Annotated in this window: 17 protein-coding genes; 1 reads left to right on the top strand and 16 read right to left on the bottom strand. The window is 36.8% G+C overall.

What is annotated here, in order from left to right; translation table 11 throughout:
- Positions 1 to 32: 32 nt before the first annotated feature.
- Positions 33 to 215 carry a YjzD family protein gene (locus tag BW727_RS03170; RefSeq protein WP_062472081.1) on the top strand — a complete coding sequence of 61 codons (183 nt, stop codon included), beginning with the start codon at positions 33 to 35 and terminating at the stop codon, positions 213 to 215.
- 62 nt (positions 216 to 277) lie between these two features.
- On the opposite strand, the gene queA is transcribed toward BW727_RS03170, so the two are convergent.
- The 16 genes from queA to yfmF form a co-directional block, all read right to left on the bottom strand.
- The gene (queA, locus tag BW727_RS03165; protein WP_062472084.1) at positions 278 to 1,324 is read right to left on the bottom strand and encodes a tRNA preQ1(34) S-adenosylmethionine ribosyltransferase-isomerase QueA; all 1,047 of its coding nucleotides are present in this window, start codon (positions 1,322 to 1,324) and stop codon (positions 278 to 280) included.
- A 30-nt stretch (positions 1,325 to 1,354) separates the two neighbouring features.
- Complete coding sequence (gene ruvB, locus BW727_RS03160; protein ID WP_062472087.1) at positions 1,355 to 2,368, bottom strand: Holliday junction branch migration DNA helicase RuvB; 1,014 nt, start codon at positions 2,366 to 2,368, stop codon at positions 1,355 to 1,357.
- Positions 2,369 to 2,382: 14 nt separating this feature from the next.
- Positions 2,383 to 2,985 carry a Holliday junction branch migration protein RuvA gene (ruvA, locus tag BW727_RS03155; RefSeq protein WP_062472090.1) on the bottom strand — a complete coding sequence of 201 codons (603 nt, stop codon included), beginning with the start codon at positions 2,983 to 2,985 and terminating at the stop codon, positions 2,383 to 2,385.
- Between the two features lie 145 nt (positions 2,986 to 3,130).
- Positions 3,131 to 3,556 carry a peptide-methionine (R)-S-oxide reductase MsrB gene (msrB, locus tag BW727_RS03150; protein ID WP_062472093.1) on the bottom strand — a complete coding sequence of 142 codons (426 nt, stop codon included), beginning with the start codon at positions 3,554 to 3,556 and terminating at the stop codon, positions 3,131 to 3,133.
- 74 nt (positions 3,557 to 3,630) lie between these two features.
- A complete protein-coding gene (mutL, locus tag BW727_RS03145) occupies positions 3,631 to 5,436 on the bottom strand; it encodes a DNA mismatch repair endonuclease MutL (RefSeq protein ID WP_062472181.1) in 1,806 nt (601 codons plus the stop codon).
- An 11-nt stretch (positions 5,437 to 5,447) separates the two neighbouring features.
- Positions 5,448 to 8,009, bottom strand: coding sequence for a DNA mismatch repair protein MutS (gene mutS / locus BW727_RS03140; protein ID WP_062472096.1), 2,562 nt, complete (start codon positions 8,007 to 8,009; stop codon positions 5,448 to 5,450).
- 9 nt (positions 8,010 to 8,018) lie between these two features.
- Positions 8,019 to 8,384: a YlbF family regulator gene (locus tag BW727_RS03135; RefSeq protein ID WP_062472099.1), complete on the bottom strand. Its 366-nt coding sequence runs from the start codon at positions 8,382 to 8,384 to the stop codon at positions 8,019 to 8,021.
- A 6-nt stretch (positions 8,385 to 8,390) separates the two neighbouring features.
- Positions 8,391 to 9,191 (bottom strand): TIGR00282 family metallophosphoesterase, encoded by an 801-nt coding sequence (locus BW727_RS03130; protein WP_062472102.1) that lies wholly within the window; start codon positions 9,189 to 9,191, stop codon positions 8,391 to 8,393.
- A gap of 112 nt (positions 9,192 to 9,303) precedes the next feature.
- Positions 9,304 to 10,857, bottom strand: coding sequence for a ribonuclease Y (gene rny, locus BW727_RS03125; RefSeq protein WP_418268858.1), 1,554 nt, complete (start codon positions 10,855 to 10,857; stop codon positions 9,304 to 9,306).
- A 216-nt stretch (positions 10,858 to 11,073) separates the two neighbouring features.
- On the bottom strand, positions 11,074 to 12,129 hold the full coding sequence (gene recA, locus BW727_RS03120; protein ID WP_062472108.1) for a recombinase RecA: 1,056 nt from the start codon (positions 12,127 to 12,129) through the stop codon (positions 11,074 to 11,076).
- 101 nt (positions 12,130 to 12,230) lie between these two features.
- Entirely contained in the window at positions 12,231 to 13,478 is a 1,248-nt protein-coding gene (locus BW727_RS03115) for a competence/damage-inducible protein A (RefSeq protein ID WP_062472112.1), read from the bottom strand.
- Between the two features lie 94 nt (positions 13,479 to 13,572).
- Entirely contained in the window at positions 13,573 to 14,157 is a 585-nt protein-coding gene (pgsA, locus tag BW727_RS03110; RefSeq protein ID WP_062472115.1) for a CDP-diacylglycerol--glycerol-3-phosphate 3-phosphatidyltransferase, read from the bottom strand.
- A 31-nt stretch (positions 14,158 to 14,188) separates the two neighbouring features.
- Entirely contained in the window at positions 14,189 to 15,049 is an 861-nt protein-coding gene (locus tag BW727_RS03105) for a helix-turn-helix domain-containing protein (RefSeq protein WP_062472118.1), read from the bottom strand.
- Positions 15,050 to 15,118: 69 nt separating this feature from the next.
- Positions 15,119 to 15,844: an elongation factor P 5-aminopentanone reductase gene (ymfI, locus tag BW727_RS03100; protein WP_062472121.1), complete on the bottom strand. Its 726-nt coding sequence runs from the start codon at positions 15,842 to 15,844 to the stop codon at positions 15,119 to 15,121.
- Positions 15,841 to 17,142 (bottom strand): EF-P 5-aminopentanol modification-associated protein YfmH, encoded by a 1,302-nt coding sequence (yfmH, locus tag BW727_RS03095; RefSeq protein ID WP_062472125.1) that lies wholly within the window; start codon positions 17,140 to 17,142, stop codon positions 15,841 to 15,843. The genes ymfI and yfmH overlap by 4 nt, the downstream gene beginning before the upstream one ends.
- Positions 17,135 to 18,406, bottom strand: coding sequence for an EF-P 5-aminopentanol modification-associated protein YfmF (gene yfmF / locus BW727_RS03090; RefSeq protein ID WP_062472128.1), 1,272 nt, complete (start codon positions 18,404 to 18,406; stop codon positions 17,135 to 17,137). Before yfmF ends, yfmH begins: the two co-directional genes overlap by 8 nt.
- Positions 18,407 to 18,491 lie beyond the last annotated feature (85 nt).

Genomic DNA, 18,491 nt, shown 5'->3' with positions numbered 1-18,491 from the left:
GTTACAATATAGTGTGAGAGAAGGTGCAAAACATGAAATATATCGTAACATTAATTTGGGGATTTATTTTAGGTCAAGTTGCTTTTTATATAGGGAGTGCACTAGAAGGAAATGCTTATAACTTTGTGGGAGCCTCTATTCTAGGTTTATTTGTAGCTCTAATTGTTATCGCTATTACAGAAATATTCCCTAAGAGTAAAAGTGCAAATGTTTAATTTTTCAATCAGTGCTTAAAAGGAACCGCTATTTGAGTTAAGACTCAAAGGCGGTTCCTTTTTTATATGGATTCTGACTTAGGTTTGACAAACATCGCATCTCCAAAACTAAAGAAACGGTACTTTTCTCTTACTGCATGCTCATAAGCCTCAAGAACACGTTCACGTCCAGCAAAGGCACTCACTAGCATGATTAAAGTCGATTTTGGCAAATGAAAATTAGTAATAAAGCCATCTACCAGTTTAAACGTATAGCCAGGCGAAATAAAAATATCCGTCCAGCCACTGTCTGCCTTGATTTCACCGTTGAATTTGGTTCCAATTGTTTCTAAAGTACGGATAGAAGTCGTTCCTACTGCAATAATACGTCCACCTGTCTGTTTAACTTCTTTTAATTTTTGAGCAGATTCTTCAGAAAGCTCATAGAATTCAGAGTGCATTTCATGGCTATCTAAATCCTCTACAGATACCGGACGAAACGTCCCTAGTCCGACATGCAAGGTTAAATAAACAATTTGTACCCCTTTTGCTTCTGCTTGGGCTATTAATTCTTTTGTAAAATGCAACCCTGCTGTTGGTGCTGCTGCTGAACCGTTTTCTTTTGCGTAGACCGTTTGATAACGCTCTGCATCATCTAATTTCTCTTTAATATAAGGTGGTAGTGGCATTTCGCCTAGTGCTTCTAAAATCTCTAAGAAAATCCCCTCATATTGGAATTCAATAATCCTTCCTCCGTGATCCAAAACTTCTTTTACGACTGCTATTAACTGGCCTTTCCCAAAAGACAGAACAGTCCCTACTTTGGCACGTTTAGCGGGTTTTACGAGAGTTTCCCAGCGATCACCTTCAGTATTGTTTAAAAGCAATACTTCCATATGAGCTCCTGTATCTGGTTTAACACCATGTAGTCGTGCGGGTAAGACGCGCGTGTTGTTTAGGACTAAAGCATCACCTGCTTTTAATTCATCCAAAATAGATGGAAAATGGCTATCTTCTATCTGTCCTGTATCTGAATCTAAAAGTAGTAAACGCGATGAAGTACGATCTTTCAAAGGTACTTGAGCTATCAATTCTTCCGGTAAATCAAAGTCAAAATCACTTGTCTTCACATCTATTCCTCATTTTCTTGATTAAGTTTATTAGATATTTTTTGGTATTTGGTAACCCAGATGCTCATAAGCAGAAGCAGTTACCATACGTCCCCGTTGTGTTCTTCTTAAAAAACCAATTTGTAAAAGGTATGGTTCATACATATCTTCAATCGTATCGCGATCTTCCCCTATTGTGGCAGCAATTGAGCTTATTCCAACAGGGCCACCCTGATAGTGTTCAATCATAGTAGTCAAAATTTGTCGGTCTACAGCGTCCAGTCCCTTTTGATCTACTCGTAACAGAGTTAAAGCCTTATCAGCCATAATGTTGGAAATAATTCCATCCGCATAAACTTGTGTGTAATCGCGAACTCGACGTAAGAGGCGGTTCGCAATTCGCGGGGTCCCTCTGGAGCGTCGCGCAATTTCAATGGCACCATCTTTTTCAATATTACTATTTAAAACATTTGCAGTTCGAACAACAATCTTTTCTAAATCCTTTTCATCATAAAAGTCCATTCGCAAAACAATACCAAAACGGGCTCGTAATGGCGCCGAAAGGCTTCCGGCTTTAGTAGTTGCGCCTACTAAGGTGAAAGGTGGCAAAGAAAAGTGAACAGGGCGGGCAGTTGCATCTTGTCCCACAATAATATCTACGAAGTAGTCTTCCATAGCCGAATAAAGAATTTCTTCTACAATACGCGGCAAACGATGGATTTCATCGATAAAAAAAATGTCTCCGGCTTCTAATTCATTCAATAAAACCATTAAATCCCCTGGCTTTTCGATTGCTGGGCCACTCGTTGTATGAATATTCACACCCATCTCATTCGCGATTACACGCGCTAATGTGGTTTTCCCGAGTCCTGGTGGTCCATATAAAAGAACGTGATCGAGGGCTTCGTTCCGGAACCTTGCTGCTTCAATATATATTTTAAGCTCGTCCGTTACCTTTTTTTGGCCGATATACTCACTTAAAGTTTGTGGGCGCAAACTTAATTCAATGACTTCTTCACCATCGTCGCTTATATCACTTGACATCACGCGATAATCATCCGTCATACTTACCCTCCTTCCTATCCTTTAAGTAATAATTTAAATGCAACTCGAAGTACCTCTTCTGTGCTTGTATAATTAGTTGCTTTTAGTTGTGGCATTATTTTCGTTACTTCACGAGTTGAATACCCTAATCCTTGCAGTGCTTCTTCGGCTTCACTAATGTATGTATCAGCATGACTATTTAATCCTTCGCTTACGTCCAGTTCAGAGCCATCTAAAAGATCGGATAATTTACCCTTCAAATCTAAAATAATTTGTGAAGCTGTTTTTTTACCTACTCCAGGGAATTTAGTCAAGTATTTACTGTTTTCGTTTTCAATCGCCTGAATAAGCCCCTCATGATCCCCATTAGCCAATATGGATAAGCCGCTCTTTGGCCCAATACCCGAAACACTTATCAGCTTCAAGTACAGTTGTTTTTCTTTAAAATCCTTAAAACCATACAAGGTTTGACTATCTTCACGAACGGCTTGGTAAATATATAGCTGAATCTCTTGTTTAAGTTGCGATGAATAACGGAATGGATTTGCTACAAGAATTTGGTAACCAATCCCACTAAGTTCTAAAACCACATAGAGTGGATGGATTTCTTCCAACTTCCCACGCATATACTCATACATAATTCCTATTCCCCTTCCAATTATCTCTATCAATCATCATATCATATCCAATAAAAACATTGGATAAAAACTTTATTTTATAAAATCATGTTCAAAAAAAGTAGAAAGTCCCTTCCGGTAACTTTCTACATCTGCTTTATGATTTTTACTCAAATAAAGATTTATAGTCGCCGTATCCTTCTTTTTCTAAATCTTCATAGGCAACAAAGCGCATTGCAGCTGAATTAATACAATAGCGAAGGCCACCAAATTCTTGCGGTCCATCTTCAAAAACATGACCCAAATGAGAATCGGCTTCCGAACTTCTCACTTCTGTCCGCGTTCTCAAAAGTTTACGGTCGGTTTTTTCAGTTAGTTTAGAAATGGGTTTCGTAAAGGATGGCCAACCACACCCAGCATCATATTTGTCTGTAGAGCTAAATAATGGCTCTCCGCTAACAACATCTACAAAAATTCCTTTTTCATAAAAATCATCGTATTCACCTGAAAAAGGACGTTCAGTTGCTTCATTTTGCGTTACTTCATATTGTTCACGAGTCAATCGTTGTTTCAAATCTTCTTTATTAACCATATGTTTTCACCTTTTTCTTTTGCCTTTGTCTTAATAGTATACCTGATTTTTTTGTATTTTTAAAATAACTCGACTTAGTGCGGGTCTTGAATACGTTTAAACATTTTTTCCATGTCTTTGTTTGATAAATGAATCAAAACGGGGCGCCCATGTGGACAATTAAAAGGGTTTTTTGTTTGTGCTAAATCATTCAGTAGTTGAATCGCTTCCGCATCACTTAAATAGTGATTAGCCTTAATGGATCGTTTACAACTCATCATAATTGCCGTTTCTTCTCGTAATTTTTTCACGGAAACACGTTCTTCAGATAGAATCATTTGAACAATATCTTTTACAATTGCTTCTTCTTGTCCTGCTTCAAACCAACTTGGATGCTGGGATAGGAGAAAGGTTTGTTTGCCAAATGGTTCTAATTGAATCCCCATTTCAAGCATTTTATCCAAATTTTCATTGATTTTTAAGTAGTCATCTAAAGGCAACTCAATTGTAATTGGTACGAGTAATCCTTGTTGATTGTCTGATACATGACCGATTTCTTCTCGGAAATATTCATACTTGATTCGCTCTTGAGCAGCGTGCTGATCAATCATATATAAGCCTGTTTCGTTCTGTGCAAATAAATAAGTACCATGCATTTGTCCAAAGTAATAAAGTTGAGGAAAGTGGCGTTCAACAACCTCTTCTTCTTGCATGTTTTCAACTGTTTTAAAGATTGGTTCGTTGTGATTACTTGGTTGTAGAAAATTGCTATTATCTTTTTTTATCTCTAAGGGCTGAGGCTCTTCTGCTAACGTACTTTTCTCCGTTTGAAAATCAACTTGCATTTGTTGGTAAGTATTTTCTCTACTTGACCGACGTTCGAATGCTAGATTTTCAATCCCACTGGGTATAAATGTTGACTCCTGCATAGACAGTTGAATAGCTTCTATAACAAGTGATGCCAATGCTGCTTCTTTACTGATCCGAATCTCCTTTTTTGAAGGATGGACATTAACGTCTAGTAGAAGCGGATCTGTTTCGACCTTAATAATAGCAATTGGAAACCTGCCAACCATCAACCTTGATCCGTAGCCTTCTACAATTGCCTTTTGTAAGGTGTAATTTTTAATGTAACGGCCGTTTAAAATCAGTGTTATGTAGTTGCGACTGGCACGAGTAATTTCTGGTTTGCTAACATATCCAGAAACCTTAAAGTCCAAGTTTTCAGATTCAATGGCTAGCATTTTCCGTGCTACATCCGTTCCATAAACACCTGCTACTGCCTGTTTTAAATCGCCATTCCCGCTTGTTCTTAACATTTGATTGCTTTCATTTACAAGACGGAAAGCGATGTTTGGATGACTAAGTGACAAGCGATTTACAATATCAACAATATTCGCTAATTCCGTTTGCAAGGTTCGGACGTACTTTAATCGTGCTGGTGTATTATAAAATAAGCTTTCAACGGTCGTTGTTGTCCCTTTTCTTGCTCCATGAAGGCGTTCTTCTACAACGACTCCGCCTTCAATCCTGATGTACTTACCTGGCATGTCTTCAATTGCCGTTTCAAGTGTTACCTTTGAAACCGAAGCAATACTGGGCAAAGCCTCACCACGAAAACCAAGTGAGTGAATTCGAAATAAATCATGTGCCGTATAAATTTTACTGGTTGCATGACGCTCAAATGCGAGTTTGACTTCATCTGGATGAATGCCTTGGCCGTTGTCACTTACAATAATTTTACGTAACCCTGCTTCTTCAACATAAATATCAATTTGGGTGCTTTCAGCATCAATTGAATTTTCAACCAATTCCTTAACAATAGATGACGGCCTTTCAATGACTTCACCGGCAGCGATTTGATTACTTAACTGTGCTGATAATTCTTTAATAGTTGCCAAAATTCTCACCTTCATTTCTTCTTCAATAACTGCTTCCATTCATGCACTTGGTTCATGACTTCAAGAGGTGCATATTTCTCTAGAGGATAATCATTTAATTCTGTTATAACTTCTTTTTCGTTCAAGTCAAACTGGGATTCCATAAATAATGACAATTGCTCACCATCATCATTCACTTTTGCTTTTTTATCTTGTTTTTCTAAACGATTTAAAATTTGTCTTGCTTCTGTTAGCAAGCTCGTCGGCATCCCAGCTAATTTCGCTACATGAAGCCCGTAACTCTTATCAGCTGGACCAGGCATAACCTTATGTAAAAAGACTAACTCACCATTTTGTTCAATCGCCCCAACGTGGACGTTCGTTACCCCTAGCAATTCTTGATCCAGAACGGTTAATTCGTGATAATGGGTTGAAAATAAAACTTTTCCTTTATTTGATTGATTTAAATGGCGTAAAATCGCCTCTGCTAAAGCAATGCCATCAAATGTTGCGGTCCCACGACCAATTTCATCGAATAAAATAAGACTACGATCGGTCGCATATTGAATCGCCTGGTTGGTTTCAACCATTTCAACCATAAACGTACTTTGACCAGAATATAAGTCGTCTGCGGCTCCAATACGTGTAAATATTTGATCGAATATTGGTAATTCTACGCGATCAGCAGGTACATAACAACCTATCTGACTTAAAATGGCAATTAAGGCTAACTGACGCATATAGGTACTTTTACCAGACATATTAGGACCGGTAATGAGTAAAATATCAGTACCCTCTTCCATTTTTAAATCATTAGCAATGTATTTCTCTTTTCCTAATACTTCTTCAACAACTGGATGGCGTCCGTTTTCAATAGTAATGGTTTTTGAATCTGCCAAAATTTTAGGACGCGTATAATGTTTTTCTTCAGAAATTTCTGCAAAGCACTGAAACACGTCTATTTCAGAAATTTGTTTAGCCAATTCCTGTAGTTTTTCACTGTGTTGTTTTACTTTTTCACGTACTTCTAAAAATAGCTGGTATTCTAAACTGGCCGATTTTTCTTCTGCTTCGAGAATGATTTGCTCTTTTTCTTTCAATTCCGGTGTAATAAAGCGTTCTGCATTTGCAAGGGTTTGTTTGCGATCATAGAGTCCTTCTGGCAGAAGCGGGACGTTGGCTTTTGTTACTTCGATATAATAACCAAAAACGCGGTTAAAGCCAATTTTGAGCGTTTTAATTCCAGTCCGCTTCCTCTCAGTTTGCTGAAGAGTCGCAATCCATTTTTTCCCATTTGTCATCGCATCACGGTATTGATCGAGTCGTGAGTGAAAGCCATCTTTGATAATGTTACCATCGGTAATGAGGTTGGGTGGATCCTCAACAATTGCAACATCGATTAAATGAACCAATTCAGGCATTTCTTCTAGCTTTAAGAGCGTTTCTTGCCAAATATCATCTTGCGTTGCCAACAATATATTTCTTAGCGTAGGTAATTGTTGCAAAGAATGTTTTAATTGAATTAAATCACGACCATTAACATTGCCAAAGGAAATCTTAGCCACTAAACGCTCTAAGTCATAAACTGATGACAGAGCCTGACTGATATCCATACGTTCAAAGTAATGATTCAACAGTGATTGCACTTTATCTTGTCGCACATATATATCTGCCTGGTTTATCAAAGGCTTTTCTAGCCACTGTTTTAGCTTACGCCCTCCCATAGCTGTTTTCGTACGATCGATTAGCCACAGCAGACTACCGGCCTTTTGCTGATCACGTATAGACGTGGTTAATTCTAAGTTTCTTCTTGCATAGGTATCCATCTTTAAATACTGGTCCGGCTGGTAACGGATGGCCTTTTGGATATGTGACAAGCTTCTTTTTTGTGTATCTGATAAATAACTCAATAGTAAGGTCAGAACTTCTTGGCAACTTGCTTCTTCGATATCATCCATCACCGTTGCGATAAGTTGGCTTTTTTCTTTCTTCTCTTGATAGGAAACAACTATCCTGAATTTTTCTTTTAATAAAGTTACAAAAGAATAATCTGATCCTTGGGGTAAAACCACTTCCTTCGACTGAAACGTTTGAAGTTCATTTAAAACAGCATCAATATTATTCAATAAGGTTACGCGTACTTCTCCAGTGCCAATGTCTACATAAGCAAGCGCATAAGTCTGTTGATGTTTCTCAATAGCAACTAAATAATTATTATTTTTTCCATCTCCAGCTGATTCATCCATATAAGTTCCGGGCGTTAGCACTTGGACAACTTCACGGTGAACCATTCCTTTGGTTGTTTTAGGATCTTCCATTTGCTCACATATGGCGACTTTATAACCTTCGTTAATAAGTTTCCGAATATATTCTTTGGCAGAGTGATAAGGAACTCCACACATAGGGATAGGGTCTTCCGCATTTTTATTGCGACTTGTCAGTGTTATTTCTAAAATTTTAGCCGCTTTAATAGCATCTTCATTAAATAATTCGTAAAAATCACCCAATCGATAAAATAAAAAAGCATCTGGATTTTGTGCTTTAATAGCAGCGTACTGTTCCATCATGGGTGTTTGCTTTTTTTTCTGTGGCATTCTGTCACCTCAATCATTAATCATATCTATTTCATCTTGCATTTTTTTAAAAATAAACTGGACTATGTCATTTGCTTCTTCTAATGATGCTCGGTAAGCTTTGACCGTAATATTTTCATCCAAGAGTCGATTTAACTCAGCTAGTTCCTCAAGTGCTTTCTTATGAGCTTCTGGTTTATCGTAGTGTTCAAATTGAACTAACTCTTTTTGTTTTTTCTTGATTTGTTCAATTGTGTGGTTAATCCACTTATTTTCATGCACGTATTTTTCTAGTTCTTTATACCGTACAATTTCTTCTTTATTTGCTAGCATCGTGATTAATTGATCTAATTCCTTCGCTATTCTAGGCTCAATCTGATCAATAGTTGGTTCCAAAATCACTCACTCCTTAAATGGGCGGTCGTCATTTACCATAATTGGTTCGATTTTAGTAGCTTTACCAGTTTTATCGTCTATTTCAATATAGCAACCACTTAACAATTTACGACCTTCTTCTGGTATTTGATGACGAACTGGCATTTGGGTCAGGAAACGATTAATAATAATATTCGTTTCAACACCTAATATGCTATCATAAGCGCCCGTCATCCCTGCATCTGTTAAATAAGCAGTTCCACTTGGCAAAATACGGGCATCGTTTGTTTGGACATGCGTGTGAGTGCCGACAACAGCTGAAACGCGACCATCTAGGTACCAAGCCATTGCTTGCTTTTCACTTGTTACTTCTGCATGAAAGTCGACAAATATACATAAAACGTCCTTTGGAATCTCCTCTAAAATTTCATCTATTTTCCGAAATGGATCATCTAAATCATTTAAAAAGACACGCCCTTGTAAATTAATAACGGCAATTTTACTTTGATTGATTTGAATTATTTTATAGCCAATTCCAGGCGTTCCATCTGGGAAATTGGCGGGTCGAATCATTTTTATACGTTCGTCTCCAATAAATTCAAAAATATCACGGTTATCCCAAGTATGGTTACCCATGGTAATAAGGTCTACACCTGCTTGTAAAAATTCTTTGTATATTTTTTCTGTCATACCTCTACCTGCTGCAGCATTTTCTCCATTAACGATAGTAAGTTGCGGCCGATAATTGCTCTTTAGTAAAGGCAAGGTTTCAAAAAGCATCTTTCTACCAATCGACCCCACTACATCTCCTACAAATAACACTTTCATAATTCTTATAAGCCTCTTCTCTACACTTTGTCTATTCTATTAGTTTAACATAAAATCAGTTTTAAAATAGTTTGATGACAATAGAAAAAGACAGGGTAAAAACCCTGTCTTTTTATTTCGCATATTCAACTGCTCTTGTTTCGCGTATAACCGTTACTTTGATGTGTCCCGGATAGTCTAATTCTTCTTCGATTTTTTCTTTAATGTCACGAGCCATCAGAACTGCATGTGAATCATCAATTGCATCTGGCTTGACCATAATTCTGATTTCACGACCTGCTTGAATAGCGAAACTGTAGTCTACGCCTTCAAACTCGTTCGCAATACCTTCCAATCGTTCTAATCTACGAATATAATTTTCCAGGGATTCGCTACGCGCGCCTGGACGTGCTGCAGACAATGCATCTGCTGCTGCAACCAGAACTGAAATTGTGCTGTTGGCTTCAACATCACCATGATGGGATGCGATTGCATTAACAACAACAGGGTTTTCTTTATACCTTTGAGCAATTTCTGCTCCAATTTCCACGTGGGAGCCTTCAATCTCATGATCAAGAGCTTTTCCAATATCATGAAGTAGCCCTGCTCGTTTTGCTAGAGTAATATCTTCTCCAAGTTCAGCTGCCATAACACCTGCAAGTTTTGCAACTTCGATACTATGGTTTAAAACATTTTGACCGTAACTCGTTCTAAACTGCATACGACCAAGAATCTTGATTAAATCAGGATGGAGCGAGTGAATACCAACCTCAAAGGCTGCTTGTTCACCAATCTCTCTAATACGTTCATCCATTTCCTTACGAGCTTTATCTACAGCTTCTTCAATACGAGCTGGATGGATACGCCCATCTTGGATTAATCTTTCTAGTGCAATTTTTGCAACTTCACGACGAATCGGATCAAAACCACTTAACACGACTGCTTCAGGTGTATCATCGATAATCAAATCGATTCCTGTTAGAGACTCAAGTGTTCTTATGTTTCGTCCTTCACGACCAATTATTCTACCTTTCATATCATCATTCGGCAAAATAACAACAGAAACCGTACTCTCAGACACTAAGTCTGCAGAACTGCGTTGAATAGCTTGAAGAATAATATTTCTCGCTTTTCGATCTGCTTCGTCTTTCGCTTGTTGCTGTGATTCTTTAACCATCTTAGCACGTTCGTTGACTAATTGGTCTTCAGTTTCTTGCATTATAATAGATTTGGCATCATCTCTTGATAGTGTTGCAATCCGTTCCAATTCTAACTGTTGTTCTTCAATGATAGCTTGGATACGATTTTCTTCAGTTACTAATGTTTGCATGCGCTTGAAAAGATCTTCTTCTTTTTGATCAATCGTTTTTTCACGTCTGGAAAAATTATTATCTTTTCTATCCAAATTTTCTTCTTTTTGGATAAGTCGATTTTCTTGTTTGGCAAGTTCGTTTCTTCTATCACGAATTTCTTCCTCAATAGTTGAACGATAATTTTGGCTTTCTTCCTTCGCTTCCAACATAGCTACTTTTTTCTTTGTTTCCGCTTCTCTTTCTGCTTCTTCTAGAATTCCGGCAGCAGTATTTTTCGCTCCAGCTATTTCTTTTTCATGACTCGATTTCCGATATGCATACCCGATAACGACACCCAAGATTAAGGCTATGATAGCAGCGAAGGCAAGGTACATCCATTCCATCGTTTCACCTCCGTATCTACTCATTTTGTCGTTAAAAATTAAAAAGTTTTTAATTTATGTGTTTATTTATAAGTGTAACACATACTCTACATTCTAAACTTTGTAACCGTTACTGTCAATCAAATTATAAAAGGCCTTACAGAATTTAGTGCTTTATAAGACAAAAAAAGGTTTCGGACTTTTTTGTCCGAAACCTTTTCATTTAAATTATTTTGTTTCTGTTCCATCATTTTCTTTTTCAACTGTTGCTTCTTTAGGTGTGTCTACCCCGATACCATAAATTGCTCTCACTTTATTATCTATTTCTTCAAGCAATTTTGGATTTTCTAAAAGATAGTTTTTTGCATTTTCGCGTCCTTGGCCGATACGTTCATCTTCATATGAGTACCAAGAACCACTCTTATTAATAATGTCATGTTCAGAAGCTAAATCAACGACCTCACCAACACTAGAAATACCTTCTCCGTACATAATGTCAACTTCAGCAATTTTAAACGGAGGAGCAACTTTATTTTTTACAACTTTAATTTTAGTCCGATTCCCCATAATATCTGTACCTGATTTAATTTGTTCTGCACGTCTCACTTCTAAACGAACCGTTGAGTAAAACTTCAAAGCTCTACCACCGGGTGTTGTTTCTGGATTACCAAACATAATCCCTATTTTTTCACGGATTTGGTTAATAAAGATAGCGATTGTTTTAGTTTTGTTAATGGAACCAGAAAGTTTACGTAATGCCTGTGACATTAAGCGAGCTTGTAGACCCATATGTGAGTCTCCCATTTCCCCTTCGATCTCAGCACGTGGTACAAGAGCAGCTACCGAGTCAATAACCAAAATATCGATTGCTCCAGAGGAAATCAGTGCATCTGCAATTTCTAGCCCTTGTTCCCCTGTATCGGGTTGAGATAGCAAAAGTTCATCCACATTGACACCAATAGCACGTGCATATTTAGGGTCTAAGGCATGCTCCGCATCAATAAATGCCGCAACGCCCCCTTTTTTCTGTGCTTCGGCAATTGCATGTAATGCAACCGTAGTCTTACCAGAAGACTCTGGTCCATAGACTTCTATAATTCTACCACGGGGGTATCCACCTACACCTAGAGCGATATCAAGTGCAATTGAACCACTCGGAATAGTAGAAATTTCAGTTTCAATCTTATCGCCCATTTTCATAACAGAGCCTTTTCCGTAAGTACGCTCAATTTTTTTCAATGCTTCATCTAATGCTTTTTGTCTATTTTCTTTATTACTTGCCATTATATAGCCTCCAAAAGGTTTTTTCGTTTCTCTTAATCAGCATCCTAATACTATAACACCTACACCAAAAAAGCAAGGAAAATGTGAACGCATGTTCGGTTCTAGTTATTGTTTAAGGAACGACGTAATAAGTCCAAACCTTGCATAACAGTTCTTTGACGATTTCCCTCACGATTATGCATAAAATGATACTTATAAGCTACAGAATCTTTATTCTTAAAACTCAAACCAATCCATACCGTTCCGGCTTCATTTCCTTCGAGAGGTTCTGGACCTGCTACACCTGTAAATGAAATTCCAATATCAGTACCAAATAGTTTTAAACAGTTCTCCGCCATCGAAATAGCACATTCTTCACTGACAACACCGTATTCTTTAATGACACGTTCAGGTACACCTAATACCTGGTATTTTATTTCAGTATGATAGGTGACTATACCCCCGACAAAAAAATCACCCGATTTGGGAATCGAAACCATTTGTGATTGAAACAATCCACCAGTTAAACTCTCTGCAGCACTAATTGTTTTTTTATTATCTCTTAATAAGTTTCCGACTACTTTTACTAAGGAATTATTATATCCTTCTCCATAATAATAGTCACCCACACGGTCAATAATTTTATCTGTTACTTTTTTTATCATCTTCTCGCATTCTTCTACGCCATTTCCACTAGCAGTTATTCTCAGGGTTACTTCATGTTCACCTGCATAAGGAGCAATTGTTGGATTCGTCTGTTTTTCTATTAAATCGTTTAATCTATTAACTAAGGTTGATTCGCCAATTCCATAAAACCTAAGCGTCTTTGAAATAATAAAATCCCTATTTTTACCTACTCTTACTTCTAGGAAAGGGTAAACAGAATCTTCAAGCATCAATTTCAATTCTTTGGGTGGTCCTGGTAGTAGCAAGTAGCTATTTTGACCTTTTTCTATCCAAGTCCCAATTGCATGTCCATTTTTATTTTGGAAAGAGCGCCCATTAAGAAAAGTTAGTGCTTGTTGCTTATTACTCTCAGTCATTTCACGATTGGTTTTCTTAAAGAAAGTTTCAATCTGTTCGAGAGCTTCTTGATCTAAAACGAGTGGTTCGTTTAGGCAATTCGCAACTGTTTGTTTGGTTACATCATCTTGCGTTGGTCCTAAACCACCTGAAAAAATAAGTAAATCACTTCTTTTTTCAGCAATCTTTATTGCTTCTTCAATTCGATCAACATTATCACCGACAACCGTTTGAAAATATGCATTGACGCCTAGTTGCGACAAATTATCAGCTATATAAGTAGCATTTGTATTAACGACCTGACCCATCAATAGTTCGGTTCCTATGCAGATAATTTCAGCAATCATATATCTTCCTCCTATACATATATATGCGAAGCGACTAAATTTCAGTTAAAAAAAGAAAACAATTTTTAAATTGTTCTCTTTTTGAAGCCTAATCTTAGTTATCAAATGAATCTGTAAATACTTGTTTGTTTTTAATAAAATAATCAGCACCCGAATAAACAGTAAAGAATAAACAAATATACAGCATGATTGTAGCAACGGGTAAACCTAATCCTTCAAACGGAAGGTTATCTAGAAACAAAAGAATGATTGCTAGCATTTGTGTCATTGTTTTGATTTTACCAGGCCAAGCAGCTGCCATGACTTCCCCACCTGTTACCAACAATAAACGCAGTCCGGTTACCGCTAGCTCGCGACTAATGATAATTGCAACCACCCAAGCGGGAGCTAACCCTTTTTCAACTAAAATAATAAAGGCAGTTGCGACTAACATTTTATCTGCCAATGGATCAGCAAACTTACCAAAATTAGTAACGATGTTGTCTCTCCTAGCAATATAGCCATCCAACCAATCGGTAAAACTGGCGATAGCAAAAATAATTGTTCCGATTAAATCGGATGTAGCAATTGTCGATCCTAATAATTCTATTGCTCCCCAGTTAAAAGGAACAACCATTAAAATAATAAAAAGTGGAATCATATAAATTCGTAACACAGTTAATTTATTTGGTAAATTCAAAGTAAAAAGCTCCTAACTATATTTTCTAATGTTACTCTATTTGGAAGGTTAATACTTGAGATTCTGTGGTTTCAATATTATCCGGCAAATTCACTTGTTCATCTCCAATAGTGATTGAAGTTGAAGGAAGGTATCCTACCGAGATAACAATCTCTTCTATATTGTTATCAAGTTCTATTTCTTCCTGAGAACCAGCACTAATCGTACCTTCAAATAGTGTTTCATCGCCAATATCAACCCTTACCCAAGAATCTCCTGTTGGATTAATATCCAATACAAGTGTAGACGGAAATTCCAATTGTGTGACGGAATATACGGGTGCTTCTAAATCGAATCCAGTTTGATTAATTTGTGTGATCCCTGTATCAGCTGCAGCTTCTTCAGAATCAGTACCTTCTTGTGAGGGCACCGTTTGGGTTTGATTAATAATCGATTGGTTTGGCTGTATCGAATTATCCCGGTTATAAAAACCATAAAACCAAATCATTCCTAATATTAAAATAAATAATAATAGAACTAACAAGGTCGCTAATGTAGCTTTCGCTTCACTATTATAAGTAAAGGCTAACCCCTTTGTGTTTTTTCTGACTTGTGAACGGGTTAATCGTTCCTTATCATCAGTATTCGTTTCTTTAACAGGCGGTTCAAGGCTAGAGTCCAAATTGTAAAAATTTAAATTGTCCTCATTCAAGTCAACGTCTACTATATCTGCATACTGGCGAATAAATGTTTTAATAAAAAAGTCACCCGGAAGCTCTTCGAACTTATTTTCCTCAATCGCAATGAGGTAACGCTTTTGAATTTTTGTAACTTGTTGTAAATAATCTAAAGTATATCCTTTTGCAATTCGTCCTTTTTTCAATTTTTCACCAATGTGGTTCGATTGACTCACTCCAACACCACCTTCCATATTTTTTTACTTATTATAGCATATTATTTTCTAGTATATAGAAGTAGACGACTATTTTAGCCAACCACCACTAATTGTTAATGACTGCCCAGTCATATAACTACTTTCAGGTTGTAAGAGTTGGCTTACCCAGAAACTTACTTCACTCGCTTTTCCTAATCGACGCATTGGAATTTCTTGTTTTAAAACTTCTAAATCATTATCTGAATAGTGTTCATTCATATGCGTATCAATAGCACCAGGGCTAATGGCATTAACGGTTATTCCCCAACTTGCTACCTCTTTGCTATAAGCCCTCACAAAGGCCAGTTGGGCCCCTTTAACTGTACTATAAAAAACTTCATTCCCACTACCCATTTCGCCATATACTGAACTTATAAAAACGACTCTTCCATTTCTATCGCGGTGAAGTTTATTTTGAAAAGCTTGTGTGATTAATATTGGAATTTTTACATGCATCTTCCATAACGTATCCATTTTTTCAGACGTTAGATCTTTTAAAAGTCCATATTCAGTTGTTCCGTGCGCAAATATAACTGCATTGAGTGAAAATATTTGTTTCTTTAGACGCTCAATTGCATAATCTTCCTCAAGATTAACTTGCAATGGGAAAAAATCTTGCTCTGGATAAAGAATGGTAAATTCATAAATTAAATCATCTACTACTTTCTTGTTCGAATGATAATGCAAATATAAAGACCAACCATCTGCCGCTAGCTTTCTACAGACACTTCTGCCAATGTCCCCGGAAGATCCTGTGACAAGAGCGCTTTTCATAGATCGTTCACTCGCTTTGGTTTAATTATAAACGTACTAATAGCATCTTCGCGAATATACTGTGCTGCAAAATCTTTTACATCATTTAAAGAAATAGCCTCTAAACGTTCTATTCTTTTAAACATTTCAATTCCACTAAAGTATAAATAACCATATTGGTTAGATATATATTCTAAAGAATTGAACGCTTGCAATTGCTCGCCGATAAACGCACGCTTAAGAAGTTGGAAGTTTTCTTCATTAAAATCAGCATCTTCTTGCCAGTTGACTAACACCTTTTTCCACTCGCTGATTACTTGATCAGGCTGGTTTGTGTCAACTTCTAACGATAAAAAGTTGAAAGTACGATCAATATTAAAATTATAACCAAAACTATCATCGACAATACCTTCGTCATACATACGATTAAAGTTATCAGAGCCTTTACCGAATAAAAGTTCCATTAGCAGTGTTCCTATCAAATAATAATTATCTGCCTCGTCACCTGCATTTGGTTCAATTAACCCTTTGAGTCCCATCATTACTTTAGGACGCTTAACATCCATTTGAATCTCTTTATGCGGAATAATATCTTCAATGTTTTCCGTTGCAGTAAAACGCACGATTGGCTCTTCTCTAGCAAATTCTTTTTTATGCTGATTGATCCGAACTGCTTCTATCACTTCTTCAGGATTAAAGTTACCTATAATAACTAAATTCATATTTGATGGATGATAGAACGTATCGTAACACATTTGAAGAATCTCTGGCGTAATCTCTTGGATACTCTCAGCTGTACCGGCAATGTCAATTGAAATAGCATGCTTGGGATACATATTTTCTAACAACCCATAAAATAATCGCCAATCGGGATTGTCTTCATACATCTGAATCTCTTGTGTAATGATACCTTTTTCTTTCTCTGTTCCTTCCTCTGTAAAATGAGGATCTTGAACAAAGTTTAATAAGGTCTCAATATTTTCCAGTACACGACTTGTTGCAGAGAACAAGTAGCTTGTTTGGGTAAAGGAAGTAAACGCATTAGCAGAAGAGCCTAATTTAGAAAAATCTTCAAACGCATCATGCTTTTCTCCTTCAAAAAGTTTATGTTCTAAAAAGTGGGCAACACCATCCGGTACTCGTAATTCACGATCAGACTGTAAAGGAATAAAATGGTTATCAATTGAACCAAAATTTGTAGTCATAATTCCGTAGGTTTTAGCAAAACCAGGTTTGGGAATCAATATAACCTGAAGGCCATTTTGAAGTTTTTCATAATAAACTACTTCATCTAATAAAGGATATTCAACTTTATGCATTTGGTAATTCCTCTCCTTTCAAAAAGAACAGTGCTTGGAGTGTTAGCTGTCCTGCAAGGTTCATAACTTCTTCTTTTGTAACCTGACTGACACCCGCTAACCATTCATCATCAGAAAAATCTTTTCCTCTCAAGATTCGATTCGAATATACCTTGGATAATGAACCAGACTGGCTGTCATCATTTTGGTTGTAATGATTGATTAGCATATCTTTGGTCTGTACAAACAGCAAGTCCGAAAAATCACCTTTTTTCATTGCTTCTAATTGTTCGAGGACAATTTCTTCCACTTGATCTTTTTTATCAAATGCGATTCCTGTTTGGACAACCATTGTTCCGCGAATAAAATCCATAAAACTAGAAGCGGAATAAGCAAGGCTTTCTTTTTCGCGAACATTTTGGAATAGTTTGGAATGAGGGAATCCACCAAATAAACCATTAAAAACGATTCCAGCAAAATAGGTTGATTCATTATAATAAGCTGGGGAATGGAATCCCAAAAGTAATTTCCCCTGGATGACTTCTGAAACTTCTTCAACTTTTTCGACTATATCGCGTGTAGGTAATGTTACAAATGGGAATTCTAGTAACGCTTGACGATCTTGAAGGGATTCCTTTTTTAATATCTCATCTATTCGTTTTAAAGATACATCTCCTGAGACAAGAACATCAACCGTATCTGACTCAATCATACTTTGGTAAGTTTGATAGAGTGACTGACTCGTAATTTCATCTAAATATTCTTCTGACCCCATCCCCAGATACCTTTGTTTTGTTCCTTTGAATAGAAGTTGATTTAACTTCATAACAGCATAGCGTGATTTATCATCATTTAATGAACCAAAATAATGTTTGAGATTTATTTTCTCACGATCAAAAGTTTTTTGATGGAACTTTTTATTTTCAACGTTAGGATGATGAATAATTTCTCTTAAAAAAGAAAATGCTTCCTCTAACAAATGATCATCCCCACCAATATACCGGTCGTTCACGACATTTAAACGAAAGGTTACGACATGTTGGTCACCATATCTTTGCGACCCAGAACTCAAAGAAGCACCATATAACCATGACATTTGGTTATCTAGAGCTTTTTGAGATGCATATTTTTTTGTATTTGTTACTAAGATATTTTTTAGTAACGTACGTGCCGTTGCCGTTTCCGGTTCATATAAGGTTCTAAATTTGTATTCAATAAGGACTGTTTTGAACTTATTTGTTGTTTGAATATGTGCTTGAACACCGTTTGCTATTTGTAAATCCATTTGATCACTTCCTCGTCTTAATTGCATATACAATGAAACTATACTCTACTTAGTGGGCATTTACAAATTATGAAAACAAAAAAAC

The organism is Jeotgalibaca dankookensis, assembly GCF_002005405.1.
Classification (GTDB): Bacteria; Bacillota; Bacilli; order Lactobacillales; family Aerococcaceae; genus Jeotgalibaca; species Jeotgalibaca dankookensis.
This window is presented reverse-complemented; position numbering and strand designations above follow the sequence as displayed.